A 26123-nucleotide genomic window follows, 5' to 3' on the forward strand; every position below is an offset into this window, starting at 1 on the left:
GTTCAGCCTTCGGCGATAAATCCGAGGATCGCTTCGCCCAGTGCAGTTTCAGCGGTGTTGAAATGCGCGATGGATGAGGTGTGGTTGTGGCGTTTGAGCCAGTAGACCGGCGGCGCCCGACGTTTTGCCACGGCCAGCCGGTGCGCCAGTTCCAGGCAGTAGAGGTCGATCAGCGGATTCTCGAATTCCGCGAGCGCGATGAAGGTGCGCACACTATTGGCATCGACATGCGAGACCGGTGAGTAATCGTCGAACTTGGTGGCATCTGGCCCGTAATAGGCCTCTACTTTTCGGGCATTGGGATTCTCGGCCAGATTGTCGGCCCGCACACGGCCGCTGACGATGATCAGGCCGGCTAGGCCATGGCCCTTGGCGCCATGCAGGCGCTGGTCATAGGCATAGCTGGCGGTATGGGCGCCGCCGGCGGAATGGCCCATCAGGTAGATCCGTGCCGGATCAATCCGCCAGTCGGTGGCATGGCTTTTCACCCAGTCGACCACACTGGCGATATCCTGGCTGGCCCCGGGATAGGATGTGTCGTCAGCCAGGCGATAACCGATATTGATGCCGACAATCCCGTGCCGCGCGAAATAATAAAGCACGTTCGCGTAAATCTCGTCGCTGCGGTTGCGATGCCCCTCGACGAAGGCACCGCCATGGACAAACAGCAGCACTGGCCGCGGTTTGTCGATTGAATCCTGCGGCGAGAAAATATCGAATTGCTGGCGTGGATGTGGGCCATAGGCAATATCGCTGGTCACCGATACGCCAGCCTTTGGCGCGTTTTTCAGCACCTTGCTGAAGGCTTCGATCATGCGCCGGACATTGCCGCCGGTATCGGAACCCCAGCGCGGCCCGATTTCGGCCATTTCGGCCCAGAGCTCGTCGGGAATCGGTGGCAAGCTGGTCATTGCATGCGGTCCACTATTGAACGGATTGTGAGCAAGTAGGTCACCAATTGACCAGATAGTCAATTATTGACGTATTGTCGGTGATCCGATAGGTGTTGTTCATTCTGTTGTAAAACGTAGTCCAGGGGTGGCATTGCGATGGCTATGAATATGAAGGGCGAGGTTTCCCTCCCGGCATCACGCAACACAGTATGGCAGAAGCTCAATGATCCGGAAGTACTGAAGCTCTGCATCCCGGGTTGTGAATCCCTGGAGCGCACCGAGGAAGGCGGCTTTGCCGCTGTTGCCAAGATGAAGATCGGGCCGGTTTCGGCCACGTTCCGCGGCAAGGTCGAACTGGCCGATCTCGATCCCCCGAATGGCTATCGCATTCTTGGTGCAGGTGATGGCGGCATTGCCGGGCATGCCAAGGGCGGAGCCAAGGTGGCGTTGACGGCGGAGGGCGAGGATCAGTGTCTGCTGAGCTATGAGGCGGAGGCCAATATCGGCGGCAAGATCGCTCAGCTCGGTGCCCGCATGATCGATTCCGTGGCCAAGAAGATGGCGGATCAGTTCTTCGAGAAATTCGCCGCCCAGGTTGGTGGAGAGAGTGGCGGCCAGGAGGCCCAGGCATGAGCAGCAGCATGAGCGGCGATGAATTCGATGCCGAAACTTTCGTGCGCCAGAGCGCGGCGCTGAGCGGCTTCACCATCACGCCGGAGCAGCTGCCGGGCGTGGTGACGAATATCAAGCGGATCGTGCCGCTTGCCCGGCTCTATCTGGATTTTCCCCTGCCCGATGAGGTGGAGCTGGCATCGGTGTTCAAGCCATGATCGACCATACCAGCAACGCGGCGGAAATTGCAGCCGAGGTTCAGTCCGGTCGCCGGAGCGCGGCAGAGGCGGTGGAGATTTCCCTGGGCCGCATCGCCGCCCTGGATTCGAAGCTGAACGGCTTCACCGATGTGATGGCGGATCGCGCCCGCGCCACGGCGTCGCGGCTGGATGCGGCGCGTGCCGCCGGAACGGTGCTGGGGCCGCTGGCCGGTGTGCCCTTCGCGGTGAAGAGTCTTTATGATGTTGCCGGACGTGTCACGGTGGCTGGTTCGGCAATCAATCGCGATCATGCCCCGCGCCAGGCCGATCAGCCGTTGATCCAACGCCTGGAAGCCGCCGGTGCCATTCTGATCGGCGCGCTGAACATGAGCGAGTATGCCTACGATTTCGTTGGCGAGAATGTGCATTACGGCCATGCCCGTAATCCGCATGATCCCTCGCGTGGCGCCGGTGGCTCATCCAGCGGCTCTGGTGTGGCGGTCGCCAGCGGCATGGTGCCTCTCAGCCTTGGCTCCGATACCAATGGTTCGATCCGTGTGCCGTCTTCTTTCTGCGGTCTGTTCGGCTTGAAGCCGACTTTTGGCCGCTTACCGCGTAATGGCAGCTTCCCCTTCGTGTCCAGCCTTGATCATCTTGGGCCGATTGCCCGCAGTACGCGGGATCTGGCCTTGGCCTACGATGCAATACAGGGGCCGGATGCCGCCGACCCGGTCTGCGCCCAGTGCGCGCCGGAGCCGGTCCTAGGTAGTCTGGAGCAAGGCATCGATGGTCTGCGTATCGCCGTTGCTGATGGCTACTTCGCCAAAGGCGGAGAACCGCTGGCGCATGAGGCAGTGGAGGCTTTCGCCAAGGCATTGGGTGCCGACCGGCGAGTGACGATCCCGGAAGCCCATCGTGCCCGTGCCGCTGCCTATGTTATGACGGCCATCGAAGGCGCCAATCTGCATCGTGAGCGGTTGAAGCAGCGCGCCGATGATATCAACCCCGAGGCACGCGACCGTTTCCTGGCCGGCGCCCTGCTGCCGGGCGAATGGTATGCCCAGGCCAGCCGCTTCCGCCGCTGGTATCAATCCCGGGTGCAGGAAATCTTCCGCGATGTCGATATCATCCTGGCACCAGCCACTCCCTGTGTGGCACCGCAATTCGGCCAGGAGATCATTGTCATCGATGGTGTGGAATTGCCGGTGAAGTCCACCATCGGCATGTTCGTGCAGCCGATTTCCTTCCTCGGCCTGCCGGTGGTGGCGACGCCCTATGCCAAGGCAGCGCCAATGCCCATTGGTGTGCAGGTGATCGCTGCTCCATGGCGCGAGGATCTGGCCCTGCGCGTGGCGCATCATCTCGAGCGCCAGGGTGTCGCGGCCTCGCGGGTCGCTTTCTTGTGAGGTTGGAGCCTGTAGCCCCGCCAGTTGCCGCACCAGCGGAAACGGTGCGGCTATGCGTCAATGGTTGCGATAAAGCTGTCGCTGTTCCTGCTGGTGCGACTTTGCTGGAAGCCTTGCGGAATCAACTTGGCCTGACGGCAGCACGCTTCGGCTGTGGTCTGGAGCAATGCGGTGCCTGCATGGTGCTGGTTGATGATGTGCTGCGCCATGCTTGCCGGATTGAGGTGGCGGATATGGCCGGTCGAAATATCCGCACGCCAGAGGCCTTGCAGGATGATCCTCTCGGCAGGATGTTGATTGATGCCTTCGTGACCCATCAGGCAGCGCAATGCGGCTATTGTCTCAGCGGCATTCTGATCACGGCCTATGCTTGGCTGCGTGGCCTGGATTATCTACCCGGCCGGACTGAGATTGCCGCCCAGCTCGACCACCATCTCTGCCGCTGTGGGGCACATCCACGCATCTTGGCGGCGATAGCGGCGGCGGCCAAAGCACGCGTTACCGCCTAGGCATGAAACCGCCGCCGAAAAGCCTGCAGGACAATCCATGCCTCGGTGCCTGGCTGGCACTGGAACAGCCGGGCCGCGTCAGTCTGCGCAGCGGCAAGGTGGAGTTGGGGCAGGGTATTCATACTGCCCTGATCCAGATCGCTGCCGAAGAATTGAACCTGAAGCCTGAGTGCTTCGATCTGCAGCCATTGCTCACCAGCTCCGGCCCGGATGAATGGCTCACCGCCAGCAGCCAGTCGATTGAAAGCGGCGGTGCCGCCATACGCACAGCGGCCGCCTGCTTGCGCACATCCACTATTGCCATTGCCGCGTCGATGCTGAATGCCGATCCTGCCCAGTTGGATCTGGTCCAAGGCGAAGTGTGGCATGGCGATGTCGCCACTGGCCATGATTTGTGGTCGCTGGCAGGCCGGATCGACTGGCAGCAGGACCTGCGTGACGGTTGGAGTGGTTGGCCTGCGACTATGCAGCGTTCGATCGGGCAGTCTCTGCCGCGCCGTGATCTGCCGCACATCATTGCCGGCGGTGGATTCCTGCAGGACCTGCAGCTACCGGGCATGTTGCATGGCCGCGTGCTGCATCCACCCGCTCATGGCGCGGTGCTTGAGAATTTGCCGGAGATGGCTTTCAAGGCACGTTTTGCCGAGCAATGCCGGCTACTGCGGCGGCGTGATTTCCTTGCTGTTGTTGCCGATAGCGAAACCCTGGCTCGACAGGCGGCTGACTATCTCGGCCCACGGCTGCGCTGGCGGCAAGCCGAGATTGTCATACCGGAAGATATTGCCCCATGGTTACAGGCGCAGCCTGCGCAAACGATGCGTGATGATCCGGTGTCAACCGGTCCGGGCATTGCTCCGCATGCAGCCACCTATTCGCGCAGCTTCCTGTTGCATGGTTCTATTGCGCCTAGCTGTGCTGTGGCTATGCGCGGTGGCGGCGGACTGCATATCTGGACACACAGCCAAGGGGTTTTCCCGCTGCGCAGCCAGCTTGTCCGCGTCCTGGGCTTGCCGGCAGAGGAGATCGTGCTGGAGCATCGCCCAAGCGCGGGCTGTTATGGCCATAATGGTGCCGATGATGTGGCGCTGGAGGCTGCCCTTCTGGCGGAAGCATTCCCTGGCCGGCCGGTCCGCGTGTTGTGGAGCCGGGCGGATGAAATGGCCGCCACCTGCGGCTCGGCGATGGCGATCAGCCTGCAGGCGGGCATGGATGCCTCGGGCCGGATCGGACCATGGCGGGCCGAGGTCTGGAGTGGCACTCATTCCAGCCGGCCGGGCGCCGGCGGTGACGTCAATCTCAGCGCCGCCGCTGCGTGCGATGCGGCTTTTGTACCGAAGGCAATCAGCGATGTCGCCGATGCGGTGGGCGGCGGTGCCATGCGCAATATTGCGCCCCTTTATGATCTGCCATCGATCAGCGTGCGGCACCACCTTCTGCCGCAATTACCGCTGCGCACGTCATCGCTGCGGGCGCTTGGCGCACAGCCGAATGTATTCGCCATCGAAGGTTTCATGGATGAACTAGCGGAACGGGCTGGTTGCGATCCATTGCATTTCCGCAAGCAGCATCTGAAGGATCCACGCGCTCTCGCCGTGCTGGAGGGGGTGGCCGCCATGGCGGGATGGGAAGCCGATGCCAAAACTGGTATGGGCCGCGCGAAAGGCATCGGCTTCGCGCGTTACAAGAACAAATCGGCTTATTGTGCCGTGGTGGTGGAGGTTGAGGTTGAAGAAATTGTGCAGGTGACGCGCGTGTGGTGCGTCGTCGATGCCGGACTTGTGATCAATCCCGATGGCGCAAGAAACCAGGTCGAAGGTGGTATCGTGCAATCGCTGAGCTGGTGCCTGAAGGAAACGGTGCGCAGCGATGGCGGTATGATCAGCAGTCGTGACTGGGACAGCTATCCGATTCTGCGTTTTTCAGAAGTGCCTGAAATCGAAACACGTTTTATCATAGACTGGGAGACGGAACCCCTGGGCGTCGGCGAGACATCACAGGGCCCAACAGCGGCAGCACTCGGCAATGCGGTCAGCCGTGCGCTGGGTACCCGGTTGCGTGCCCTGCCGTTCACGCGCGACCGGCTGCTGGCCGCCTTAGCCTGACGGCGTGACCGGCAGCTTGCCGCAATTTCACGCAGCAACTGCCTGATTGCTGGGCTGCCGCAGAATGCGACATTTGCTTGACCATGCTGTGCTTGCAAACTAAACTAACCGGACAGTCAATTAAGTATGCAGTGGTGGTGCGGCCCTATCGCAGCTTGGAGACGGCTGCGGTGTTTGGTGAAGACGGCTGACACCAGGAAATTGCCATGTTGTGAATTGCGGCTTGGGTGTCGGGTTGTTGAGTATCGTGCTGCGGCTTCCTGGCTGCAGCCCGTTTCGGGGGTGAGGCAGATGGGTGGCGTGAAAGGTGGCGCGAAGCCGGGTGCTGGCGTCGCGGACATGGTTTTTGAAAAAGACGTGCCGATCCAGGTCGGCGATGGCACCGTGCTGCGTGCCAATGTCTACCGCCCGGCGCAGCCCGGGCGCTATCCCGTGGTGATGGCCATGGGCATCTACGGCAAGGACATCCACTTTGCCGATGGTTATAAGCTGCAATGGGATGTGCTGAAGCGCATCTATCCGGGCGTGGATTCGGAAGGTACTTCCGGCGAACATCTGCGCTGGGAACTGGTGGATCCGGAGCGCTGGGTGCCAGCGGGTTATGTGGTGGTTGCCGTTGATTCGCGCGGCAGCGGCAAATCGCCGGGCTATCTCGATCCCTTCTCGCCGCGCGAAACACAGGATTATTACGATGCCATCGAATGGGCCGGCGTGCAGCCCTGGTCGAATGGCAAGGTCGGTACCATCGGCATTTCCTATTACGGCATCAAGCAGTGGCAGGTGGCGTCGCTGCGACCGCCGCATCTGGCGGCAATCTGTGTCTGGGAAGGTGGCTCAGATCTTTATCGCGACTGGAGCCATCACGGCGGCATTTTCAGTCATCTCTTCCCTACCGCCTGGTATCCGCGCCAGGTGCTGCCAAATCAGCATGGCAACGCTGCCACGCATTACCGCGAGCGCGATACCGGCCAGCCGAATACCGGCGCGCCACTGAGTCCGGCAATGCTTGCCGGCAACCGCGCCGATCATCCGCGTGATCTGCTGGAGCATCCCCTGGATGATGCCTGGTACAGGGCGCGTTCGCCAAACCTGCCGCGCATCGATGTGCCGCTGCTCTCGGCGGGCAATTGGGGCGGTTCCGGCCTGCATCTGCGCGGCAATATCGAAGGTTTTCTGCGTGCCGGTTCGCAGCAGAAATGGCTGCAGCTTCATATTGGCACGCATTTCGAGAGTTTTTATCTGCCGGAATTCATCCAGCGCCAGCAGCGTTTCTTCGATCACTTCCTGAAAGGTGAGGAAAACGGCTGGGACGATGAGGCTAGAATACGGCTGTTCATCCGCCGGCCCGATGGCGGCGCCTTCCGCACCGAAACGGAATGGCCCTTGGCCCGCACGGCATGGACCCGCCTGCATCTCGATGCTGCCGGCAAAGCGCTAAAGGCTTCTCCGCCGCAGGTGGAAGCCAAGCTGAGCTATCGGTCGCTGGGCGAAGGCATCAGCTTCAGCACCGAGCCTTTCGTGCAGGAAACCGAATTCACCGGCCCGCTCAAGGCGCATCTCTGGGTCAGTTCCAGCACAACGGATATGGACTTGTTCGTCACCCTGCGGCTATTCGATCCGGCCGGTGAGGAAGTGGTATTCACTGGCGCCAGCGATCTCACGCCGGTGGCGCGTGGCTGGCTACGAGCCTCGCATCGCAAGCAGGATGCGGCGATGACGCAGCCCTACCGGCCCTATCACAGCCACGACGAAATCCAGAAACTGACGCCTGGCGAAGCCTATGAACTGGACGTCGAAATCTGGCCGACCAGCATTGTCTGCCCGCCGGGCCATCGTCTGGTGCTGACGATTCAGGGCCGCGATTTCGAGGCTTGGGATATTCCCGGGCGCATCCTGCATAACAGTGAAGCGGATCGCCCACGCGCCGAGTTCGATGGCCTTTGCACCATCCTCACCGGCCCGGAACACGATTCCTACCTGCTGCTACCGAAGATCCCTGCCTGATGCGCCCCTCATCCGCATGGTCCTGACATGAAGTTGTCTCGTCTCGAATACGCGCGCCCCGCCAGTGTGGCCGAAGCCATTGCCCTGCTGCAGGCCAATGAAGGTGCCAAGATCATTTCTGGCGGCCAGAGCCTGATGCCGGTGCTGGCTTTCCGCCTGGCGGCGCCGCCGCTGCTGGTGGATATCGGCGCCATTGAAGCGTTGCGTGGCATAGAGATCGCGGCGGCCGGTACCCGCCTTGGGGCACGGGTCCGCTGGTGCGAAATTGAGCGCGATGTTGCTTTGCGCCAGGCGCAGCCATTACTGGTGGCGATGATTGATCAGGTGGCGCATTACCAGATTCGCAACCGGGGCACGGTTGGCGGCAGCTTGGCCCACGCCGATCCGGCGGCGGAAATGCCGGGCGTATCGGTGGTATGCGATGCTGTGTTGCATATCGTCGGGTCTGGCGGCAGCCGTGCCGTGCCGGCGGCGGATTTCTTCACCGGCCCGCTGCAGACCGTGCTGGCGGAAGATGAGGTGTTGGTGGCGGTCGACCTGCCGGCCTGGCCGGCAGCACGGCGCTGGGGCTTCGAGGAATTCGCGCTGCGTCGGGGTGATTTTGCCTTGGCCGGCGTTGCCGTGCATTACGATCGTGATGCGGCTGGTCAGGCGCGCCACGTCCATGTCGGCGTTATCGGTGCCGACGAAATGCCGCGTCGCCTGCATGATGTCGAGCAGGCGATGGAGGGCCAGAAGATCGATGCAGCATTGATTGCCTCGTCAGCGGCGCTTGCCGCCGCCAGCGTCAATCCGATGAGCGATCTGCATGCCGATGCGGAATACCGCCGGGCATTGGTGGCAACCCTCTTCGAGCGCGTGGTCCGCCGCGCCGAACAGTTGCAGTAAGGAACAAGCGATGTCCGTGCAATTCACTTTGAATGGCAAGGCGGTGGAGTTCACCGGTGAAGCCCGCACCACTCTGTCTGATTGCGTGCGCCATCATTTCGGCAAGACCGGCACGCATGTCGGTTGCGAGCATGGTGTCTGCGGTGCCTGCACCGTGCTGGTGGATGGCGAGGCAGTGCGATCCTGCCTGATGCTGGCGGCGCAGGCCGGTGGTCACGAGGTGGTGACGGTGGAGGGGCTGTCGAATGACGACGAACTGTCGCCATTGCAGGCCGCCTTCCGCAAGCATCATGCATTGCAATGCGGGTTCTGCACGCCGGGCATCCTGACGACCGCACATGCCCTGCTGACCCATGAGCCGGATGCCGACGCAGAACGGATTCGCCATGTTCTCTCTGGCAATATCTGCCGCTGCACCGGCTATCTGCCGATCATTGACGCAATCCTGGAGGCAAGGGCCGCCTATGCCAAGCCGGGCATTCAGGTGAAGTCCGACCAAGGAGAGCCGAAATGACGGTGCATGGCAGGGAATTCTCTGCGGCGGCGCCCGCCATCGGCCAGCCCATCAGCCGCGTCGAGGATCTGCGGCTGCTGCGTGGCAAGGGCCGCTATATCGACGATCTGTCGCTGCCCAATCAGGTTTTCGCCGTCATGCTGCGCAGCAGCGTGCCGCATGGTCGCATCATTTCTATAGATGTGTCGGCAGCCCGGCGCATGCCTGGCGTGCATGCAGTGCTCACCGCAGCCGATATCGGGCTGCCGGTACCAAGCATTCCGGTGCGCTTGTTCCCGATACCTGAATATCTGCCGTTCCAGCAGCCGGTGATCGCCCAGGACAAGGTGCGTTACGTCGGTGAGCCCATCGCCATGGTGATCGCCGATAGCCCAGCCATCGGCGAGGACGCGTTGGAATTGATCGAAGTGGATATCGAGATGCTGCCCCCTGTGGCCGATCTCGAAGCCTCGCGCCGTGATCAAGCCCTGCTGGTCGAAGCCACCGGCTCGAACAAGTCGCATTTTTTCGAGGTCAGGAAAGGTGATGCCGAGGCGGCTTTCGCTGGCGCCGAATATACCAGGCGTGAGCGGCTCTATGTGCATCGCCATACCGGTGTCACCATGGAATTGCGTGGTTCGCTGGCACAGTGGGATGTCGAGCGCGGCCATATGACCGTATGGGGTGCCTCCAAGGTGCCGTTCGCCAATCGCCGTATTCTGGCCGCCACGATGGGCCTGCCGGAAGAAGCCGTCGATATGATCGAGGGTGACTCGGGCGGCAGCTATGGCGTGAAGGGCGAGTTCTTCCCTGAGGATTTCCTGGTTCCCTATGCGGCCAAATTGCTGGGCCGGCCAGTTAAATGGACCGAGGACCGCCGCGAACATCTGCTGGCTATCAGCCATGCCCGCGATATCGAGGCAGAGCTGGAGATTGCCTGCACCCGTGAAGGCCGTGTGCTCGCCATTCGTGGCGAAGTCTGGGCCAATATCGGCGCTTATATGCGCACGGCTGCGGTGATCACGCCGCGCAATGCCGGGCAGTTCATCTCCGGCCCTTATCAGGTCGAGCATGTGCATATAGACGTGGCGATGCAGGTGTCGAACAAGTCGCCGTCCGGTACATACCGTGGCCCGGGCCGCTTTGAGGCGGATTTCTTCCGTGAGCGCCTGTTTGATCTTGTCGCCAAGGATCTCGGCATCGATCCGGTGGAGTTCCGCCGTCGCAATCTGGTGCCCGAATCGGCGATGCCTTATCCGCTGCCGCAAACCGCGCCGGTGAACAATCCCACCGCGCTGGATAGTGGCGCCTATGAATTGCTGTTGGACCGCTGTCTCGCCGATGCCGGCTGGGCCGAGAAGCAGCATCTGCAGGGCAAGCTGGTTGATGGCCTGTATCATGGCCTGGCGGTGGCCTGTTTCATCGAAGGCGGCGCCGCTGGTCCGCGCGAATCCTCACGCATCGTGATCGAGGCCGATGGCATGGCGTCGGTTTATGTGGGTTCCTCCGGCGTCGGTCAGGGGGCGGAGACCATTCTGGCCCAGATCGCGGCCGATGCCCTTGATGTGCCTTATGACCGGGTGCGGATGTTCCTTGGCTCGACCACTTATGTGAAGGAGGGCTGGGGTTCCTACCATTCGCGCTCCACCGTGATGGGCGGTTCGGCGATCCTGCTGGCTGCGGAAGAGATCAAGCAGAAGCTGCGTGAGGCAGCGGCGATGCGGTTCAACTGTGCGCCTGATGAAGTGGACGTTACGCGTGGCGAGGTGCTGGCGCGCGATGGTCGGCGCTTGAGCTTTGCTGATCTGTCCTGTCAGGATATCAGCACAGAGGCGACCTTCCACAATCATCGCCATACCTATGCCTATGGCAGCCATGTGGCGCATGTGACAGTCGATCCCGGCACCGGACAGGTGACGGTGGTGGATTATGTCACCGTGGAAGATGCTGGCCGCGTCATCAATCCGCTGACCCTGCATGGCCAATCGATTGGCTCCATCGTGCAGGGCCTGGGCGGCACGCTGCTCGAGAATCTGGTCTACGATGAGAATGGCCAGATGCTGAGCGCGTCTTTCGCCGATTACCTGATGCCGCTGGCGACCGACTTTCCCAATATCCGTTCCACGGCCATCGGACTGCGGCCATCGCCATTCAATCCGCTGGGCGCCAAGGGCGCGGGCGAAGGCGGCACCATTCCGGTTGGCGGCATCATTGCCAATGCGGTAGCCAATGCGCTTTCCAGTTTCGGCGTCGAGCCGATGGAACTACCGCTGACCCCGCCGCGCGTGTGGCGCATGATTCAAGCCGCCAGGCGCAAGCAACAGTCGATGGGAAGGACGGCGTGATGCAGAAGCTGAAAGTCATCGTTTTCGAAGGTATGCAGAACCTGGCGATCTTTGCGGCGCAAGCGCAAGGATATTTTGCGGCCGAGGGACTGGATATCGATCTCACTTTCACACCGGATTCCGGTGTGTTGCGCAATGGCCTGGCCGCCGGGGATTACGATATCGCGCATACGGCCGTGGACAATGCCATCGCCATGGTCGAGCTGGCCAAGGCAGATGTTGCCGTTGTGCTGGGCGGCGACAGTGGCTTCAACGCGCTGATGTTCCAGCCGGATGTCGGCTCGTTCGAGGATCTGCGTGGTCAGACCGTGCTGGTCGATGCACCTAACACCGCCTTCGCCCTGGTGCTGTATCGCATCATGGAACTGCATGGCCTTAAGCGCGGCGATTATGTGGCGCAGCCGGTGGGCGCCACGCCATTCCGCTTCAAGCGTATGCAGGAAGACCCTGCGGCACGGGCCTCGATCATGAACCTGCCATTCCGGATCCAGGCGCAGCGCGCCGGCCTGAAGCTGATCTGTGAAGCCATTGATGAAATCGGCCCGTATCTGTCCACGGCTGGTTTTGTCATGCGGCCCTGGGCAGCGCGACATGAAGCAGCGCTTACAGCCTATTGCCGTGCCTATATCCGGGGCCTGCGCTGGGCGCTGGCGGCGGAGAATCAGGCGGCGGCCGTGGCATTGTTGGCCGAACGGCTGCGGCTTCCGGCCGATGTTGCCGCCGAAGGCTTTGCCATCGCCACAGCACCCGGCGGCATCGCTGTGGACGCAGAGATCGACATGGTCGGGCTTGGCAATGTGCTGCGGCTGCGCGCCGTGGTGGAAGGGCAGTGGGGCGGCGTGGCGCCGCCACCGGAGAATTATGTCGACCGGCATTTTCACGCGGCGGCACTGGCATCCTTGGGGTGAAGGGAATGGGAAGGTGCCGCCAGACATGCGGCGGCAACTGGCCTCGATATTAACGTGAGTGAGAAGGAGACTGTCATGAGTGTCGCGCGTCATAAGCGCCCCCCTGAACTGGAGGGCATGTCGCTGGAGCAGATCATTGCCACCCATGTTGGCGAGTTCCGTAACAAGCGTGCCGATTGGGCCGCTTTCGAGGATGCCAAGATCGAGGGCTTCAAGCGGGCACAGCATCGCTTCATTGGTGCCGGCGGCTCTGGCAAGCATAACGATCCTACCGTTATTCCGGCGCGCAACATGACCCTGTCGATCATGTATGTCGAACCGGGCCAGGGTAATGCCGCGCATACCCATGAGGTGGAAGAAGTGTTCTTCGTGCTCGATGGGCATCTCGATGTCTTCGTCGAGGATGAAGAAGGCAACCGCATTACCAAGCGTCTCGGTAAGTGGGATTGCATTTCCTGCCCGCCTGGCGTGATCCATGGGTATGAAAACAACAGCCTTGAGCGCGTCTACTTCCAGGTCATGCTGGGCCGTGCCAAGCCTGAGACCATGGGTTATGCGGATGACAGGCTGTTTCAGCGCCGCTCCGCGCACTTGTCTGAAACTGACTAAGCGGCAGTGCTTGATGAGAATGGCGATGCAAGCGGCTAAATTTCGTGCGTATGCCCCTTTATCGACCGTGCACCTGCTGAAAAAGCAGAGACGCGGCGATGCGCACAATGCCGTTCGAACACGAATGGACGGCGTGGGAATCCGCTTTGCATCTGCTTTTTTTGTGCCTATAAAAACTGACGAGTTAGTAAAGTAAGGAAAATCGGTGCTGCAGGCGATGCGTGATCGCAAGCGGATTCCGTTAGGGGTGGCAAAGCGTTCAAGCGGTGGAGCAAGCGGCGGAATGGTCTGCAATTTGCAAAGCCTGGCGCAGTTTAAACGGAAGGAAATCGCGAAAATGGAACAACTCAACCGGCATACACTTCTTCGTTCGCATCTCTTTGCGGCGGTACTGTTTTCCGCTGTCGCAGGCGCGGCGGTGCTGATGGCGCAGCCCGTGCAGGCGGCTGATCGTCCGGTCAAGATGCTGCTCGACTGGATCCATAACGGCCCGAATAGCGGCTTCGTGGTGGCGAAGGAGAAGGGCTTCTACAAGGAAGCCGGCCTCGATGTTTCCATCGAGCAGGGCAAGGGCTCGGGCAGCACTGCTCAGCTCATCGCCAGCAAGGTTGCCGATTTCGGCTTTGCCGATGGCTATGTCGTCACCAACGGCGTTGCCAAGGGCATGGACCTGAAGATGGTGGCAGGCGTGTTCCGCCGCAATCCCACCGCAGTGATCGCGCTGCAGAAGTCCAGCGTCACCTCGGCCAAGGAACTCGAAGGCAAGACCATCGGCATCGCCACCGGCGCCGCCCAGTTCCAGCAATGGCCGGCCTTTGTCGGCGGTTGCAAGCTGGATGGCAGCAAGATCAAGGTGGTGAATATCGATCCGGCCGGTTATGTCGCGTCGATGATCGCCGGTCAGGTCGATGCCGTCGCCGGCTTCGCCCAGGGCATGGTCCCGGGTATCGAAGTGCGCGCCAACCAGGATGCCCGCATCATGTGGTATGCCGATTGCGGCGTTAATGCGGTGTCCAATGGCATTATAGTCCACAGCGATTTCCTCAAATCCGATCCGGCGGTGATCAAGAGCTTCGTTGCCGCCAGCCTGCGCGGCTTCCTCTATGGTCGCGCCAATCCGGCGGAGGCGATCGATATCCTGAAGAAGTATCAGCCGAATCTGACTCCGGCGATTACCAACCGCGAGATGAGCATCTCCTGGACCAACTGGGTGACGCCTAACACAGCCGACAAGCCGCTCGGTTGGATGTCGGAACAGGATTGGGCTTCCACCATCGAGGTTGCCAAGCAGTTCGGCGGCATGACCGCGGACCTGAAGACGTCGCAGCTCTACACCAATGAGTTTGTGCCGACGGAAGCATCCTTCATTCCGCCTCAGAAATGAGTCGGGCGCAGGCTTAAGCGATGCAATACTGTCCCGCCGGGCCTGAAACCTGGCGGGACAGTCCAGCAGGTGCCTCTTGGAGTTCGGCATGACACAGGGTGAAGCGGTACGCGGCCAGGACGACGCGTATCTGAATATTGATCACATAACCAAGGTCTACAGCACGCCCACCGGCTCGGTCAGGGCGCTGGAAGAGACCACCATCAAGCAGCGGCCGGGAGAGTTTCTCTCCATTGTCGGCCCCAGCGGCTGCGGCAAGAGCACCTTGCTGATGATCGCGGCAGGATTATCCGCGCCTTCGACCGGGGCCGTGATTGCCGGCGGCAAGACCATTACCGCCCCGCGCACCGATATCGGCATTGTCTTTCAGAGCCATGTGCTGCTGGAATGGCGCACTGTGCTCGGTAATGTCATGCTGCAGGCCGAGGCCCATAAAATCGAGAAAAGCGAGGGCGAACGCCGTGCCAGGGCACTGCTGAAATCGGTTGGCCTTGAGGGTTTTGAAGACAAGTATCCGCATGAATTGTCTGGCGGCATGCGTCAGCGTGTTTCGATCTGCCGTGCCTTGGTGCATGAGCCGAAGCATTTGCTGATGGACGAGCCATTCGGCGCTCTCGACGCGCTGACTCGTGATCAGATGATCCTGGATATGCAGAAAATCTGCCGTGAACGCGCCATGTCGGTGTTGTTGATCACGCACAGCGTTTCCGAGGCGGTTTTCCTTTCTGACCGCGTCATCGTGATGACGCCGCGGCCGGGCAAGATCGACCGTGTTCTGGAGATCGATCTGCCGCGTCCGCGTCGTCTGATCGATCGCGAAAGCCCGGAATTCAACCGCTATAACCGCGAAATCCTGGAGATGTTCCTGGCGCGCGGCGTGCTGCGCGAGTGATGCCGGCTGCCTGTCTGCCGGCCTGTCGATTTATGAGGGGGTGCCATGAGTGAAGATGTCGAAGCTGCGGTGGAACGCCGCCGGCGCAATTTCGAGCGGCGTGAGAAGTTCAGCGTGGTGTTTTACCCGCTCTTCGCCATGTTCGTGTTGCTGGTGATCTGGGAAGTTCTCACGCTGGTTTTCAATGTGCCAGAATTCCTGCTGCCGAAGCCGACGGTCGTATTCCAGTCGATCCAGCAGAATGCATCGCTGATTCTGCGTGAAAGCTGGGTCACGGCGGCGGAGATTGCGCTTGGCTATTTGCTCAGTATCGCCGTAGGTGTGCCGCTGGCATTGGCGATTTTCCTCTGGCCGTTCTTCGCGCGCTCGATCTACCCGATCCTGATTGCCACCCAGGCGATGCCCAAGGTGGCGGTCGCGCCGCTGCTGATCGTCTGGTTTGGCTTCGGCATGCTACCCAAAGTGCTGATCGCCTTCCTAATCGCTTTCTTCCCCATCGTCATCAACACGGTTATGGGTCTTACATCGATTGAGAAAGAGAAGATCTATCTCGCCCGCGCCATGGGTCTCGGCACCATCGACACCTTCTTCAAGATCCGCCTGCCGAACGCCATGCCGTCGATCTTTGGTGGCTTGAAGATTTCGATCACACTGGCCGTGGTCGGCGCGGTGGTGGGCGAGTTCGTTGGCGGCAATGCCGGCCTCGGCTATCAGCTCATTGTCGCCAATGGCGCCATGGACACGCCGATGCTGTTCGCTCTGCTCTTTGGCCTCACCTTGCTGGGTATCGGCATGTTCCTGCTGGTCGAACTGGCCGAGCGGCTGATCGTGCCGCGCCATATGATTGGCGCTGGCGGTGGCCGCGAGATGATCTGATTATGTCGATTTACGAGACGGCGCTGCGCCCGCTGCTGTTCCGGTTGTCGCCGGACCGCACCCACGAACTGGCACAGCTTGCCCTGCGCTGGCCGCTGCCCTGGCAATTGCTGTCGCGGCTTTCCGGTTTGCGGGAAACTTCTCTGGGTGAAGGCAGTGCCGGTCTCGAGACCAATTATGCCGGCATCAAGCTGGCTAATCCGATCGGTCTGGCTGCTGGCTTCGACAAGAATTGCGAATTACTGGATAGCCTGTCCAAGCTTGGTTTCGGCTTCCTCACTGTCGGTTCGGTGATGCCGGTGCCCCGCTTTGGCAATCCATTTCCACGCCTGGTGCGCTATCCAGATAAAGAAGGCATTGCCGACTCCATGGGGGTGCCGAGCAAGGGGCGGGCCTATGCAGTGGAGCGGCTTAAGCAGTTCGATCGCCGCCGCCGCATCCCACTGATCTGCAATATTGGTGGCTTTTCCGCTGAGGAGATTGCGCAGGGCTTTGTCGATGTCGAGCCTTATGTCGATATCGTCGAACTCAGCCTGATGTGTCCGAATGTGCTGAAGCCGGGCGAGGTTTTCGATTATACCGGCATGCTGCGCGATGTGCTGCGGCGTATCGACAAGCGGCAGAAACCGGTGACGGTGCGGATTCCGAATGACGTTGCGGTATCCGATGCATTGCTTGGCGCGTTGCTTGAGGCCGCCGTGGCGGAAGGTGTGGCCGGGATCAAGATCGGCGGTGGCCGGCCGGTGCCGGAGCCGGGGCTTGGCACCGGGCGCGGTACGCTCCATGGCCGTCCCATTGCCGATGCCGCCTTGGAAAATCTTAAGCGGGCGGTCCGGCTGGCCAATGGCCGGCTGTCGATCAAGGGCAATGGCGGTGTCTTCACTGCGGCCGATGCCCGGGCCATGCTATCGGCCGGTGCCGCCTGCATCGACCTCTATTCCGCTTTTATCTATCGCGGCTGGACCATCGCACGTGATATCAACCGCGGGCTTGCCACCGGCAAGCCCTGATCCGGCTTTTCAGCGGAAAAGATAGCAAAACTAGGGACAGCCCAGTCAGTCTATAGTATAGATTGAGAATCAACCGCATCTGATTCAAACGGGCAGAAGCGGGTCGCCCCTATTTGCAAACGTTTGTCTGAAGCGGGCTTATGACCATGGTGAAGAAGACTCTGTCCTCACGGCGCGGCGCGGCGGCTAAAGCACAATCGACTGCCAAAGCGCTATCGACGGCGCCGAAGCGCAAGCGCGATGCGGAACAGAGCCGGCGGCTTATTCTGGAGACGGCTCTGCGGCATTTTGCCACCAAGGGCTATGACGGTGCCCGGGTCGACGACATCGTTGCCGAGACGCATCTCAGCAAGAACATGCTGTATCACTATTACGGCAGCAAGGAAGAACTATTCGTCGCCGTGCTGGAAACGATCTACGAGCGCTTCCGCGGCCGCCATGGCGAAATCGCCATCGCTGAACTGGAGCCGGTGGAGGCTTTGCGGCAACTGGTGGCGGAAACCGCCAAGGCACTGATCCGCACGCCGGAAATCATTTCGATCCTGAACACCGAGAATCTCTACAAGGCGGCCCATATCAAAAGCTCGAAGAAGATCCGGATGATCTATGATCCGCTGTTTGGCGATCTTGGCCGGGTGCTGGAGAAGGGGCAGAAGGCCGGTGTGTTCCGCGCCGAGATCGAGCCGTTGCAGCTCTATATCTCGCTCTCGTCGCTGGTCTATCACTATCTATCCAACGGCTACACGCTGTCGGTGATCCTGCGGCAGAATCTGCTGTCGCGGCAGAATGTCGCCGAACGCATCAGTCATGTGGAAGAAATGGTGCTGCGTTTCTGTGTGCGTCCGGAACTGGCAGCCAAGTATATCGGCTAGGCATTCCTCGGCATGGACGGCTGCTGGAATATCACCCGGTTGCGGCCTGTCGACTTGGCTTTATAGAGCGCCACATCGGCGCGGTCGATGCTATCCTGGATATCCTCGTCCGCTTCGGCGAATACGGTGCAGCCCAGGCTGACGGTCAACTTCAGCGGCGGTGCTTCCGGCAGGGCAATGCCAGATTCCGCGATCATGCTGCGCACACGCTCGGCATAGGCATTGGTGGCGGCGGCATCGGTTTCCGGCAATATCACAACGAACTCCTCGCCGCCGAAGCGGCCAACCAGATCGCTGTCGCGGGCCGCCGCCTTCAGCCGTTCGGCCACGGCGCGGATGGCCAGATCGCCCACCGCATGGCCATGGGTATCATTCACCGATTTGAAGTGGTCGATATCCACCACCACGATGCCGATAGCGCGATTGTAACGCCGGGCCAGGGAGACCAGCCGCTCGGCTGAGTCGAGGAAACCGCGACGGTTCAGCAGGCCGGTAAGCGGATCGCTTTCGGCAAGCTGGCGCAGGCGCTCGACATCGCTGGTCAGTTTTCGCGCTTCCGCATTCTTGGAAGCGATATCCTCGGCGGCATGAGCGAGTTGTTCCTCGGCGAGGCCGATGCGGCGCAGCAGCGAGCGCAAGGCGCGCGACAATTCCGCCACTTCACGCGAGCCGCCGGCTCGCGGCAGGGTGTCGCCGCCGAGACTACGGCCGAGGCGTTCGGCATCGGTGGTCAAGCTCCGGATCGGGTGGGTCAGGCGCCGCGCCAGCAGCCAGGCGCCCAGGCTACCGGCGAGGCTGAGCAGCAGGCCAATGCCGGCGGTAATACCCACTAGGTTGCGCACCGGAGCATTCGCCACGTTGGCCGGCTGCTGCGCGATCACTACCCAGCCGAGTCCCGGATAATCGCGATGGCCGCGCGTGGCGGCAAAACCGGTGAGCCATTGCTCTGGTTGGGCGCCAAAGTAAATGCCGACGCCGCGCTTCTGCGTCAACAGATGCTTCATGGTGTTCTGATCAAGCAGAATGCGGCCACGACTTTCGCCCAGCAGCACCCGGCCATTGTGGTCCAGGATGGAAACACGGGTACGGCTGGGCCGAGATTCCCGCAGCAGCACATCGCGCGCTTCCGCCGCCCAGTCCCAGCTCATATGCGCAGCCAGCACACCGAGCAGGAGGCCATCCTTGTCTCGTATTGGATACGCGACATCGACAAAGCGGAAGGGTTCGTCATCGCTGCGCGGGCCTAGCAGCTTGGCCAACAGCACCGCATCATGCACATCGCCAACGAAAGGTCCGGCCAAGCCACCGCTGAACCAGGGGCGCTGCGCCACCGACAATCCCTCCAGCATGCCGCGCGTTGCGGCGCGTACCGTGCCGGCGGTATCGGCAAAGCCGATCCAGGCATAATCAGGATAACTCTGCTGCAATTGCTCCAGGCTTGACCTGAGCACAACGGGATCGCCGGTCCAGATATCACGCAAGGGTTCCAACTTCGCGAGCGTGCCGATCTCGCGATAGCGCTCGAACATGTCATAATCCAGCCGCGCTGCCATGGCCACGGCGAGATCGGCCATATGGCCGCTGACTAGTTCAGCGGTGCGTTGGCGCGCAAACCAGCCCGCGCCCGCCGAGGCCATTGATACCAGCAGGACGCAAAGCGCTCCAACGGCTACGGCCATTTGTACTTGCACGGACATCCGTCCGATGGCGGCGGCAACACGCAAGCCAGCTCCCTTTCCTTACCGGCCTAAATCACCACCAGTCTAGCCGCAGGTTCTGGTGAGATGAACCGGTTTTCCGGCTTCGTCTACGTTGGTTTGGTTGAGGGATGGTGTTGGAAGGCGCGGAAAAGTAATGACGTTCGGAAATTTCGCCTAAGCTGTCGCCCCACACATAATCCAGAATACTCGAAGTTCCGGTTGGTTGTCGTCAGCAATGTTTCTGTCAACGCGCAACAAGGTGAAAAGAGAGTGCAGCGTCATCCCATGCCATATTCCAGGCGAGACTGGTTTCGCTCCCCTGGCAACGCTCCAGGCGCAGGCGCCAACAGGGGCGATAACCGTCGCTGTTAACCCAATCGATATGCCAGCGTGTGAGTGCGGCAGAGGGCTGGCTATCGCGGCGCAGCAGGAAGCCGATGCCACCGCCCTGCTTGGCAGCGCTCTGTAGGCGGTGTGTCTCGGCCAGGTTGATGCTGTCGATCTCGGCCACCACGGCGCCATAGCCGAGTTCGCTCAAGCCTTCCTCGATCGACCACAGACGATCATCGGCTCGGCGGGCGGAGACAATGGTGAGGCGGCGATGATCGAGGCCGAACTGCAAGAGGCCAGACGCATGGAGACTGGAATCGGGCGTTACCCATAGCACTTCGCCACAGCGCGGATTTTGTCCGAGCAGGGCCGCGAGGAAGCCGGTGATGGCGCCGCGATCCCCGGTCATTTCATGCAGGGCGCCGCGCGCCAGGCCTTGGCCGGGCAGCGCCTGCTCGATCTCTGGCAGGCCAAGCTTGAGAGCACTACCGCCGATCAATCCGCCGCTGGTGAGCCTGGAAAGCTGTTGGCGCAGATGGTCAATGGCCGGGCTGAAAAGGGGCGCTGGGCTGCGGGGGATCGGGCTGTAATGCATGGTGGCCTCCGTGGCTGAGGCATATGTTCTACTATTGATCTTATAAAATCGCAAAATGTTCTTTTTATGAACTTGAATTTTCCACTATTTTGTATGAGAACGCGAATGCCAGCCACCAGATACAGGGTTCCCTTCGCCGTCTGCACAGGTGACGCAGAAATGAGAACGGCGGCATCGCAGGATGCCGCCGTTCCGGGAAGGCTCAAGCCGGCGACCAAGTCCAGAGGGACCCAGCCGCCAGGATTGGGCTACATCTTGCCGCGTACTTCCGCCAGGGCAGCGCGGAATTCCTTCAGCACCTGGGTGCCGGGCTTGCCGCGCTTGTCGAGGGTTTCAGCCCAGTCGCGCGCCACTTCATCCGACACATCATCGAACGGCTTGCGCTCGGCGGCGGTCAGCGTGTGGTACTGCACGCCCGCGGCGGCGAGTTTGGCCTGGGCTTCCTCGACGCTGTGATCGACCACCTTGCACATATTGGCTGTGGTGGCGTCGCCGGTTTCGGTGATGATTTTCTGCACATCCTTCGGCAGCTTGTTGAACACCGCGTCGCTGATCACGTAGGAAGCGACGAAGGAGCCGAAATTACCGCCCTTGGTGCCAAACTTCACGAAGCTCTGCAGATCGTAGGACATCACGCTTTCATTCGGGAAGATCAGGCCATCGAGCGTGCCGCGCGAGAGCGATTCACGGGCTTCCGGCGCCGGAATGCGCACCGGAATGGCGCCAATCTTGCGCGCGAAGATATCCATTGCGCCGCCGGTGGAGCGCAGCTTCAGGCCCTTCACATCCTCCACCGTCTTCACCTGCTTGGTGGTGGTGTAGAACTGATACGGCTCGAGCACGATGGCGAAGATGGCCCGCACCTTGTTCGGCGCGAACTCGTTCTTGGTCATGGTCTCGCCCTTGACCAGCTTCCAGTAGGCCGTGGTGCCTTCACAGGCGGTGGTGAAGCTGCCGGGCAGCTGCGCCACACTGGAGAAGGGCATCTTGTCGGAAACATAGGACATGCCGACATAGCCGATATCGGCAACGCCGCTCTGGGTCAGGTTGAGCAGATCCTGCGCCTTGCCGAGCTGCTGCGCCGGGAAATATTCGAACTTGATACGGCCATTGGTCCGCTTGGTCACTTCCTCCATCCACGGCTTGGTGCCGCGTTCCGAAATGAAATGGCCGACAGGGAAGGAATCAGCGACGCGCAGCGTCGTGACCTTGTCCTGGGCCTGGGCCCCCTGGGCCAGCCCCAAGGCTGCCAACGGAACACCGATGATGGCGGCTGATACAAGCAATTTCAAAGTTTTACGCATGTTTCCTCCTGGGTGTTTTTTGTTTCGGGGGCTGTACTTTCGTCCCGGCTTTCGGCATGAAAGGACTGAACTGGACACAACCCGTCTTTCTTAATTCTTATATCGGAACTATATTCAATATTATGAACAGTGCAATCCCTAAATCGGACCGTGTCAAGGCCACCCTGGATGGCAAGCCGGAAGGGCCGCGTTCGCCGTTGCGCGTGATGCAGGCGCTGGAATTGCTCGCCGCCGAGCCCGATGGCTTGTCATTGGCGCGTCTGGCCGAGCGACTGCAAACGCCGAAGACCAGCCTGCTCAGCCTGCTGCGTTCACTTGAAGCCGGCGGCTACGTCACCCAGCTTGGCGCCCAATATCAACTTGGTGCCAAGACGATGCGGCTCGGTGCCCTGGTTGCCAGCCGCGCGACGCCGGATTCCTCGATCACCGCGCGCATGCATCCACTGCTGCGCGAGATGATGGAGCAGAGCGGCGAGACCACCTTGCTCGGTGTGATGGGCGATGACCGTCGCCATGGCGTCTATGTCGATATCGTCGAGGGCCGTGGCGCAATCCGCTTTTCGTCGCTTATTGGTACGCGTAGACCGCTGTTTTGCTCGGCTTTCGGCAAGATACTGCTGGCCTACCAGCCGCAAGCCGAAATCGATTTCTATCTTGATAACACTGAACTGGTGCAGCCCAATGGCGGCCGCCGCATGCACAAGGAAGAAGTGCTTGGCATCCTGGCGGCGATCCGCGCCACCGGCATCGGTGTTTCGCATGAAGAGATCGTGGATGGCGCCGGCGGCATCGGCTCGCCGATCTTCGACCGCGATGGCCGCAATTGCGGCGTGCTGGTGGTGGCGGCGCCGATCTCGCGGCTGCGTTCGCAGCATGACCGGTTTTCAGCGATGACCCATGATTACGGCGAGCGTGCCTCGCGCCTGCTTGGCTTCTCCGGCCGCTATCCCGGCAGCAAATAAGCCCTTCAATTCTGTCCGGTAGTCTGCGCGTAAACGCGCCACCCCGTTTTGCGACAACCCTATTGACTTTGCCGCCGACCTTTCCCTACGATGTTCAAATATAAGCACGTTGTTCCGATATAAGAACATATTATCGGGCGACGGCCGGGAATTGGGAGAGAAACGTGACTGTCGACCTGACCGCCGACCAGCAATCGATTCGGGATGCGGTGTCCCGCCTGTGCACCAAGTTTGGCGACGATTACTGGCTTGCCCGCGACCGCGATGGCGAATTCCCGGAGGAGTTCAAGCAGGCGCTAGCGGAGGGTGGCTGGCTTGGCCTGACCATGCCGGTGGATTGCGGCGGTGCCGGCTTCGGCATCACCGAGGGCGCCATCATGATGCAGGCGATTGCCGAATCCGGTGCCGGCATGAGCGGGGCCTCGGCGATCCATCTCAATGTCTTCGCGCCAAAGATTATTGCCCGCTACGGCACCGAGGAGCAGAAGCAGCGCATGCTGCCGCCGATCATCAGCGGCCAGGTGATCGCCGCCTTCGGCGTCACCGAGCCGGATGCCGGCCTGGATACCACCAATATCAAGACCAAAGCGGTGCTGAAGGGCGATCGTTACATCGTCAATGGCCGCAAGGTGTGGACCACGCTGGCGCAGCGCGCCAGCAAGCTGTTCCTGCTGGCCCGCACCACGCCGCGCGAGCAATGCGCCAAGGCCACCGATGGCATTTCGCTGTTCTACACCGATCTCGACCGCACGCGTTGCGAGGCGCGCGAGATCGAGAAGATGGGCCGCAAGTGCATCGATTCGAACCAGTTCTTCATCGATAACCTTGAAATCCCGGTGCATGACCGCATCGGCGAGGAAGGCCGTGGCTTCGAATACATCCTTGCCGGTCTCAATCCCGAGCGCGTGCTGCTGGCTGCCGAGGCCGTTGGTCTTGGCCGCGCCGCGCTCAACCGCGCCACGCGCTATGCCAAGGAGCGCGTGGTGTTCAACCGGCCGATCGGCAAGAACCAGGCGATCCAGCATCCGTTGGCGCTGAACTGGATGGAACTGGAAGCGGCGAACCTGATGGTGTTCCGTGCCGCCCAGCTTTACGACGCCGGAAAACCCTGCGGCGCCGAGGCGAATGCCGCCAAGTATCTCGCGGCCGAAGCCGGCTTCAAGGCCTGCACCCAAGCGGTGATGACCCACGGCGGCTACGGCTATTCCAAGGAATTCCACGTCGAGCGCTACATGCGCGAGGTGATGATCCCGCGCATCGCGCCGGTCAGCCGCGAGATGATCCTGAGCTTCATCGCCGAGCGCGTGCTCGGCCTGCCGAAATCCTACTAAGCAAGAAACCCCAGCGGAGAAGCTATCGTGTCGATTGAGAAGCTGTTGCGTTCCACTGAATTGTGCCGCCGCGTCGGCCTGGAATATCCGATCATGCAGGCCGGCATGGGCCAGGTTGCTTATGGCCGGTTGGCCGGCGCGGTTTCCGCTGCGGGCGGCCTGGGCGTCATCGGCGCCGGCTATCTTACCGCCGATGAACTGCGCCGCGAAATCCGTGTCATTCGCGATACCACCGACAAGCCGTTCGGCGTCGATATCCTGTTCGCCAAGGTGAGCGGCAACGACGATGCGGCGGTGGCCTATACCACCCAGGTGCAGGACCAGATCAATGTCAGCCTCGACGAACGTGTGCCGGTGCTGATTTCCGGCCTCGGCAATCCGCTCGGCGTGGTGAAGGAAGCGCATGAGCGCAACATGCTGGTGATGAGCGTGGTGGGTAATGTGCGCCAGGCCAAGCTGCTGGAAGCGGAAGGCGTGGATATGCTGATCGCTTCGGGCGGCGATGGCGGCGGCCATGTCGGCCGCGTTGGCACCGCGGCCCTGGTGCCGGCGGTGACCGAAGCGGTGAAGATTCCGGTGATAGCCGGTGGTGGCCTGGCCGATGGCCGTGGCCTGCTGGCAGCTTTGTCCTTCGGCGCAGTCGGTGTGTGGATGGGCACGCGCTTCATCGCCTCGGAAGAGGCGCGGGCGCATGAGAATTACAAGAATGAACTGGTGGCGCGCGATGACGAAGGCACGGTGATCAGCCGCGCCCATAGCGGCAAGACGGTGCGCATGCTGCGCAATGCCTTCACCAATTACTGGGAGCGGAATCAGGACAAGATTCTGCCCTATCCCCGCCAGATGCAGGAAGTCGGCTTGCCGGCCACCATCAAGGGCCGTATCGAGGGTGATATCGACAATGGCGTACTGCCTGCTGGCCAGAGCGTGGCGCTGATCCATCAGGTGAAGCCTGCTGGCCAGATCGTGCGAGACATCTTCGAGGAAGCCTGCGCCTCTTACCGCAAGACCTTTGGCGGTGCGGCATGATCCGCAGCCTGTTCTTCGCCCCGGCCAACCGCCACGACCTGCTGGCCAAATTCCCGCGTTTCCAGGCTGATTGTTATGTCATCGACCTGGAGGACGGCACGCCGCCTGCCGAGAAGGAGGGCGCCCGCGCCAAGCTGAACGAAGCCGTGCAGATGCTGCGCGCCGCCAAGCTGCAGGGCAAGATCTATGTCCGCATCAACGAGCCGGTCTCGCAGCATTATATCCGTGACATCGAAGCCTCGGTGGCCTGCGATATCGATGGCCTGGTGCTGCCGAAGCTGGAACAGCGCGACCAGATTTTCCCGATCAGCCATGCCATTGCCCGTGTCGAAAGCCAGGACAAGGCGAAGCGCCGCATCGAGATCATGGCCGGCATCGAATCGATGCGCGGTGTGATCGATGCCGTGCCGCTTTGTGCCGCGCATGAGCGCATCACCTCGGCATTTTTCGGCGCCGAGGATTTCGCCGCTGATATCGGCGCCCGCCGCACCAAGGCCGGCGATGAAGTGCTTTATGCCCGCTCGCAGGTGGTGCTGGCGGCCAAGGCGGCCCGCGCCATTGCCATCGACCAGGCGGTAGTGGATATCCGCGATGACGAGCAATGCCGGCTCGATGCCGAGAAAGGCCGCAATCTCGGCTATGGCGGCAAGATCTGCCTGTTGCCGCGTCAGGTGGAAATCTGCAACGAGGTCTATGCGCCGACGGCGGCCGAGATCAGCCACGCCCGCGACCTGATCGCTGCCTATGAGGATGCGACGCGGCGCGGCATCGGTACCATCGACTTCAAGGGCCAGATGGTGGATGGCCCGATCCTGAAGCGGTCCGAAGCCATCCTCGCCATGGCCGCCAAACTCGAAGCAGGCAAGTGA

The 26123-nt window shown here is 61.2% G+C and carries 24 protein-coding genes; 20 read left to right on the forward strand and 4 right to left on the reverse strand.

Annotated elements, in window-relative coordinates; genetic code table 11:
* Nucleotides 1-2 precede the first annotated feature (2 nt).
* Entirely contained in the window at nucleotides 3-911 is a 909-nt protein-coding gene (locus tag V6B08_RS07970; protein WP_341979426.1) for an alpha/beta hydrolase, read from the reverse strand.
* 138 nt (nucleotides 912-1049) lie between these two features.
* On the opposite strand from V6B08_RS07970, the gene V6B08_RS07975 reads away from it, so the two are divergent.
* From V6B08_RS07975 to V6B08_RS08050, 16 genes are all read left to right on the forward strand, one after another.
* The gene (locus V6B08_RS07975; RefSeq protein WP_341979428.1) at nucleotides 1050-1526 is read left to right on the forward strand and encodes an SRPBCC family protein; all 477 of its coding nucleotides are present in this window, start codon (nucleotides 1050-1052) and stop codon (nucleotides 1524-1526) included.
* Nucleotides 1523-1723, forward strand: coding sequence for a DUF4089 domain-containing protein (locus V6B08_RS07980; protein WP_341979430.1), 201 nt, complete (start codon nucleotides 1523-1525; stop codon nucleotides 1721-1723). The genes V6B08_RS07975 and V6B08_RS07980 overlap by 4 nt, the downstream gene beginning before the upstream one ends.
* Complete coding sequence (locus tag V6B08_RS07985) at nucleotides 1720-3111, forward strand: AtzE family amidohydrolase (protein ID WP_341979432.1); 1392 nt, start codon at nucleotides 1720-1722, stop codon at nucleotides 3109-3111. The genes V6B08_RS07980 and V6B08_RS07985 overlap by 4 nt, the downstream gene beginning before the upstream one ends.
* Entirely contained in the window at nucleotides 3030-3620 is a 591-nt protein-coding gene (locus V6B08_RS07990; protein WP_341979434.1) for a (2Fe-2S)-binding protein, read from the forward strand. The genes V6B08_RS07985 and V6B08_RS07990 overlap by 82 nt, the downstream gene beginning before the upstream one ends.
* A 2-nt stretch (nucleotides 3621-3622) precedes the next feature.
* The gene (locus V6B08_RS07995) at nucleotides 3623-5722 is read left to right on the forward strand and encodes a xanthine dehydrogenase family protein molybdopterin-binding subunit (protein ID WP_341979435.1); all 2100 of its coding nucleotides are present in this window, start codon (nucleotides 3623-3625) and stop codon (nucleotides 5720-5722) included.
* A gap of 291 nt (nucleotides 5723-6013) precedes the next feature.
* Nucleotides 6014-7726 (forward strand): CocE/NonD family hydrolase, encoded by a 1713-nt coding sequence (locus V6B08_RS08000; protein ID WP_341979437.1) that lies wholly within the window; start codon nucleotides 6014-6016, stop codon nucleotides 7724-7726.
* Between the two features lie 27 nt (nucleotides 7727-7753).
* Entirely contained in the window at nucleotides 7754-8614 is an 861-nt protein-coding gene (locus V6B08_RS08005) for an FAD binding domain-containing protein (RefSeq protein WP_341979439.1), read from the forward strand.
* Between the two features lie 10 nt (nucleotides 8615-8624).
* Nucleotides 8625-9128, forward strand: coding sequence for a (2Fe-2S)-binding protein (locus V6B08_RS08010; protein ID WP_341979441.1), 504 nt, complete (start codon nucleotides 8625-8627; stop codon nucleotides 9126-9128).
* On the forward strand, nucleotides 9125-11452 hold the full coding sequence (locus tag V6B08_RS08015) for a xanthine dehydrogenase family protein molybdopterin-binding subunit (protein WP_341979443.1): 2328 nt from the start codon (nucleotides 9125-9127) through the stop codon (nucleotides 11450-11452). Before V6B08_RS08010 ends, V6B08_RS08015 begins: the two co-directional genes overlap by 4 nt.
* A complete protein-coding gene (locus V6B08_RS08020; protein ID WP_341979445.1) occupies nucleotides 11452-12360 on the forward strand; it encodes an ABC transporter substrate-binding protein in 909 nt (302 codons plus the stop codon). Before V6B08_RS08015 ends, V6B08_RS08020 begins: the two co-directional genes overlap by 1 nt.
* Nucleotides 12361-12435: 75 nt before the next feature.
* Nucleotides 12436-12969, forward strand: coding sequence for a cupin domain-containing protein (locus tag V6B08_RS08025; RefSeq protein WP_341979447.1), 534 nt, complete (start codon nucleotides 12436-12438; stop codon nucleotides 12967-12969).
* A 424-nt stretch (nucleotides 12970-13393) separates the two neighbouring features.
* Nucleotides 13394-14353 carry an ABC transporter substrate-binding protein gene (locus tag V6B08_RS08030; protein ID WP_341979449.1) on the forward strand — a complete coding sequence of 320 codons (960 nt, stop codon included), beginning with the start codon at nucleotides 13394-13396 and terminating at the stop codon, nucleotides 14351-14353.
* Nucleotides 14354-14441: 88 nt separating this feature from the next.
* Nucleotides 14442-15245: an ABC transporter ATP-binding protein gene (locus V6B08_RS08035; RefSeq protein ID WP_341979451.1), complete on the forward strand. Its 804-nt coding sequence runs from the start codon at nucleotides 14442-14444 to the stop codon at nucleotides 15243-15245.
* A 45-nt stretch (nucleotides 15246-15290) separates the two neighbouring features.
* On the forward strand, nucleotides 15291-16121 hold the full coding sequence (locus V6B08_RS08040; protein WP_341979453.1) for an ABC transporter permease: 831 nt from the start codon (nucleotides 15291-15293) through the stop codon (nucleotides 16119-16121).
* Nucleotides 16122-16123: 2 nt separating this feature from the next.
* Nucleotides 16124-17131 carry a beta/alpha barrel domain-containing protein gene (locus tag V6B08_RS08045; RefSeq protein WP_341979455.1) on the forward strand — a complete coding sequence of 336 codons (1008 nt, stop codon included), beginning with the start codon at nucleotides 16124-16126 and terminating at the stop codon, nucleotides 17129-17131.
* 146 nt (nucleotides 17132-17277) lie between these two features.
* Complete coding sequence (locus V6B08_RS08050; protein WP_341979457.1) at nucleotides 17278-18003, forward strand: TetR family transcriptional regulator; 726 nt, start codon at nucleotides 17278-17280, stop codon at nucleotides 18001-18003.
* On the opposite strand, the gene V6B08_RS08055 is transcribed toward V6B08_RS08050, so the two are convergent.
* The 3 genes from V6B08_RS08055 to V6B08_RS08065 form a co-directional block, all read right to left on the reverse strand.
* A complete protein-coding gene (locus V6B08_RS08055; RefSeq protein ID WP_502258301.1) occupies nucleotides 18000-19700 on the reverse strand; it encodes a sensor domain-containing diguanylate cyclase in 1701 nt (566 codons plus the stop codon). The two genes, V6B08_RS08050 and V6B08_RS08055, sit on opposite strands and share 4 nt — an antisense overlap.
* Nucleotides 19701-19947: 247 nt before the next feature.
* Nucleotides 19948-20628: an ImuA family protein gene (locus V6B08_RS08060; protein WP_341979461.1), complete on the reverse strand. Its 681-nt coding sequence runs from the start codon at nucleotides 20626-20628 to the stop codon at nucleotides 19948-19950.
* 248 nt (nucleotides 20629-20876) lie between these two features.
* A complete protein-coding gene (locus V6B08_RS08065; protein WP_341979464.1) occupies nucleotides 20877-21932 on the reverse strand; it encodes a TRAP transporter substrate-binding protein in 1056 nt (351 codons plus the stop codon).
* Nucleotides 21933-22054: 122 nt separating this feature from the next.
* Between V6B08_RS08065 and V6B08_RS08070 the strand changes: the two genes are divergently transcribed.
* The 4 genes from V6B08_RS08070 (at nucleotide 22055) to V6B08_RS08085 (ending at nucleotide 26123) form a co-directional block, all read left to right on the forward strand.
* Nucleotides 22055-22894, forward strand: a complete 840-nt coding sequence (locus tag V6B08_RS08070) for an IclR family transcriptional regulator (protein WP_341979466.1) — start codon at nucleotides 22055-22057, stop codon at nucleotides 22892-22894.
* Nucleotides 22895-23058: 164 nt separating this feature from the next.
* Nucleotides 23059-24225 (forward strand): acyl-CoA dehydrogenase family protein, encoded by a 1167-nt coding sequence (locus tag V6B08_RS08075; protein WP_341979468.1) that lies wholly within the window; start codon nucleotides 23059-23061, stop codon nucleotides 24223-24225.
* Nucleotides 24226-24252: 27 nt separating this feature from the next.
* On the forward strand, nucleotides 24253-25254 hold the full coding sequence (locus tag V6B08_RS08080) for an NAD(P)H-dependent flavin oxidoreductase (RefSeq protein WP_341979469.1): 1002 nt from the start codon (nucleotides 24253-24255) through the stop codon (nucleotides 25252-25254).
* Nucleotides 25251-26123 (forward strand): HpcH/HpaI aldolase/citrate lyase family protein, encoded by an 873-nt coding sequence (locus tag V6B08_RS08085; RefSeq protein WP_341979470.1) that lies wholly within the window; start codon nucleotides 25251-25253, stop codon nucleotides 26121-26123. Before V6B08_RS08080 ends, V6B08_RS08085 begins: the two co-directional genes overlap by 4 nt.

It is taken from the genome of Ferrovibrio sp. MS7 (assembly GCF_038404985.1).
GTDB classification, from domain to species: domain Bacteria; phylum Pseudomonadota; class Alphaproteobacteria; order Ferrovibrionales; family Ferrovibrionaceae; genus Ferrovibrio; species Ferrovibrio plantarum.

What these genes read in the sequence shown, in the direction of transcription:
- V6B08_RS07970 (WP_341979426.1), bottom strand. Translation starts at nt 911, where the DNA reads ATGACCAGCTTGCCACCGATTCCCGACGAGCTCTGGGCCGAAATGGCC.
- V6B08_RS07975 (WP_341979428.1), top strand. Translation starts at nt 1,050, where the DNA reads ATGGCTATGAATATGAAGGGCGAGGTTTCCCTCCCGGCATCACGCAAC.
- V6B08_RS07980 (WP_341979430.1), top strand. Translation starts at nt 1,523, where the DNA reads ATGAGCAGCAGCATGAGCGGCGATGAATTCGATGCCGAAACTTTCGTG.
- V6B08_RS07985 (WP_341979432.1), top strand. Translation starts at nt 1,720, where the DNA reads ATGATCGACCATACCAGCAACGCGGCGGAAATTGCAGCCGAGGTTCAG.
- V6B08_RS07990 (WP_341979434.1), top strand. Translation starts at nt 3,030, where the DNA reads ATGGCGCGAGGATCTGGCCCTGCGCGTGGCGCATCATCTCGAGCGCCA.
- V6B08_RS07995 (WP_341979435.1), top strand. Translation starts at nt 3,623, where the DNA reads ATGAAACCGCCGCCGAAAAGCCTGCAGGACAATCCATGCCTCGGTGCC.
- V6B08_RS08000 (WP_341979437.1), top strand. Translation starts at nt 6,014, where the DNA reads ATGGGTGGCGTGAAAGGTGGCGCGAAGCCGGGTGCTGGCGTCGCGGAC.
- V6B08_RS08005 (WP_341979439.1), top strand. Translation starts at nt 7,754, where the DNA reads ATGAAGTTGTCTCGTCTCGAATACGCGCGCCCCGCCAGTGTGGCCGAA.
- V6B08_RS08010 (WP_341979441.1), top strand. Translation starts at nt 8,625, where the DNA reads ATGTCCGTGCAATTCACTTTGAATGGCAAGGCGGTGGAGTTCACCGGT.
- V6B08_RS08015 (WP_341979443.1), top strand. Translation starts at nt 9,125, where the DNA reads ATGACGGTGCATGGCAGGGAATTCTCTGCGGCGGCGCCCGCCATCGGC.
- V6B08_RS08020 (WP_341979445.1), top strand. Translation starts at nt 11,452, where the DNA reads ATGCAGAAGCTGAAAGTCATCGTTTTCGAAGGTATGCAGAACCTGGCG.
- V6B08_RS08025 (WP_341979447.1), top strand. Translation starts at nt 12,436, where the DNA reads ATGAGTGTCGCGCGTCATAAGCGCCCCCCTGAACTGGAGGGCATGTCG.
- V6B08_RS08030 (WP_341979449.1), top strand. Translation starts at nt 13,394, where the DNA reads ATGGCGCAGCCCGTGCAGGCGGCTGATCGTCCGGTCAAGATGCTGCTC.
- V6B08_RS08035 (WP_341979451.1), top strand. Translation starts at nt 14,442, where the DNA reads ATGACACAGGGTGAAGCGGTACGCGGCCAGGACGACGCGTATCTGAAT.
- V6B08_RS08040 (WP_341979453.1), top strand. Translation starts at nt 15,291, where the DNA reads ATGAGTGAAGATGTCGAAGCTGCGGTGGAACGCCGCCGGCGCAATTTC.
- V6B08_RS08045 (WP_341979455.1), top strand. Translation starts at nt 16,124, where the DNA reads ATGTCGATTTACGAGACGGCGCTGCGCCCGCTGCTGTTCCGGTTGTCG.
- V6B08_RS08050 (WP_341979457.1), top strand. Translation starts at nt 17,278, where the DNA reads ATGGTGAAGAAGACTCTGTCCTCACGGCGCGGCGCGGCGGCTAAAGCA.
- V6B08_RS08055 (WP_502258301.1), bottom strand. Translation starts at nt 19,700, where the DNA reads ATGTCCGTGCAAGTACAAATGGCCGTAGCCGTTGGAGCGCTTTGCGTC.
- V6B08_RS08060 (WP_341979461.1), bottom strand. Translation starts at nt 20,628, where the DNA reads ATGCATTACAGCCCGATCCCCCGCAGCCCAGCGCCCCTTTTCAGCCCG.
- V6B08_RS08065 (WP_341979464.1), bottom strand. Translation starts at nt 21,932, where the DNA reads ATGCGTAAAACTTTGAAATTGCTTGTATCAGCCGCCATCATCGGTGTT.
- V6B08_RS08070 (WP_341979466.1), top strand. Translation starts at nt 22,055, where the DNA reads ATGAACAGTGCAATCCCTAAATCGGACCGTGTCAAGGCCACCCTGGAT.
- V6B08_RS08085 (WP_341979470.1), top strand. Translation starts at nt 25,251, where the DNA reads ATGATCCGCAGCCTGTTCTTCGCCCCGGCCAACCGCCACGACCTGCTG.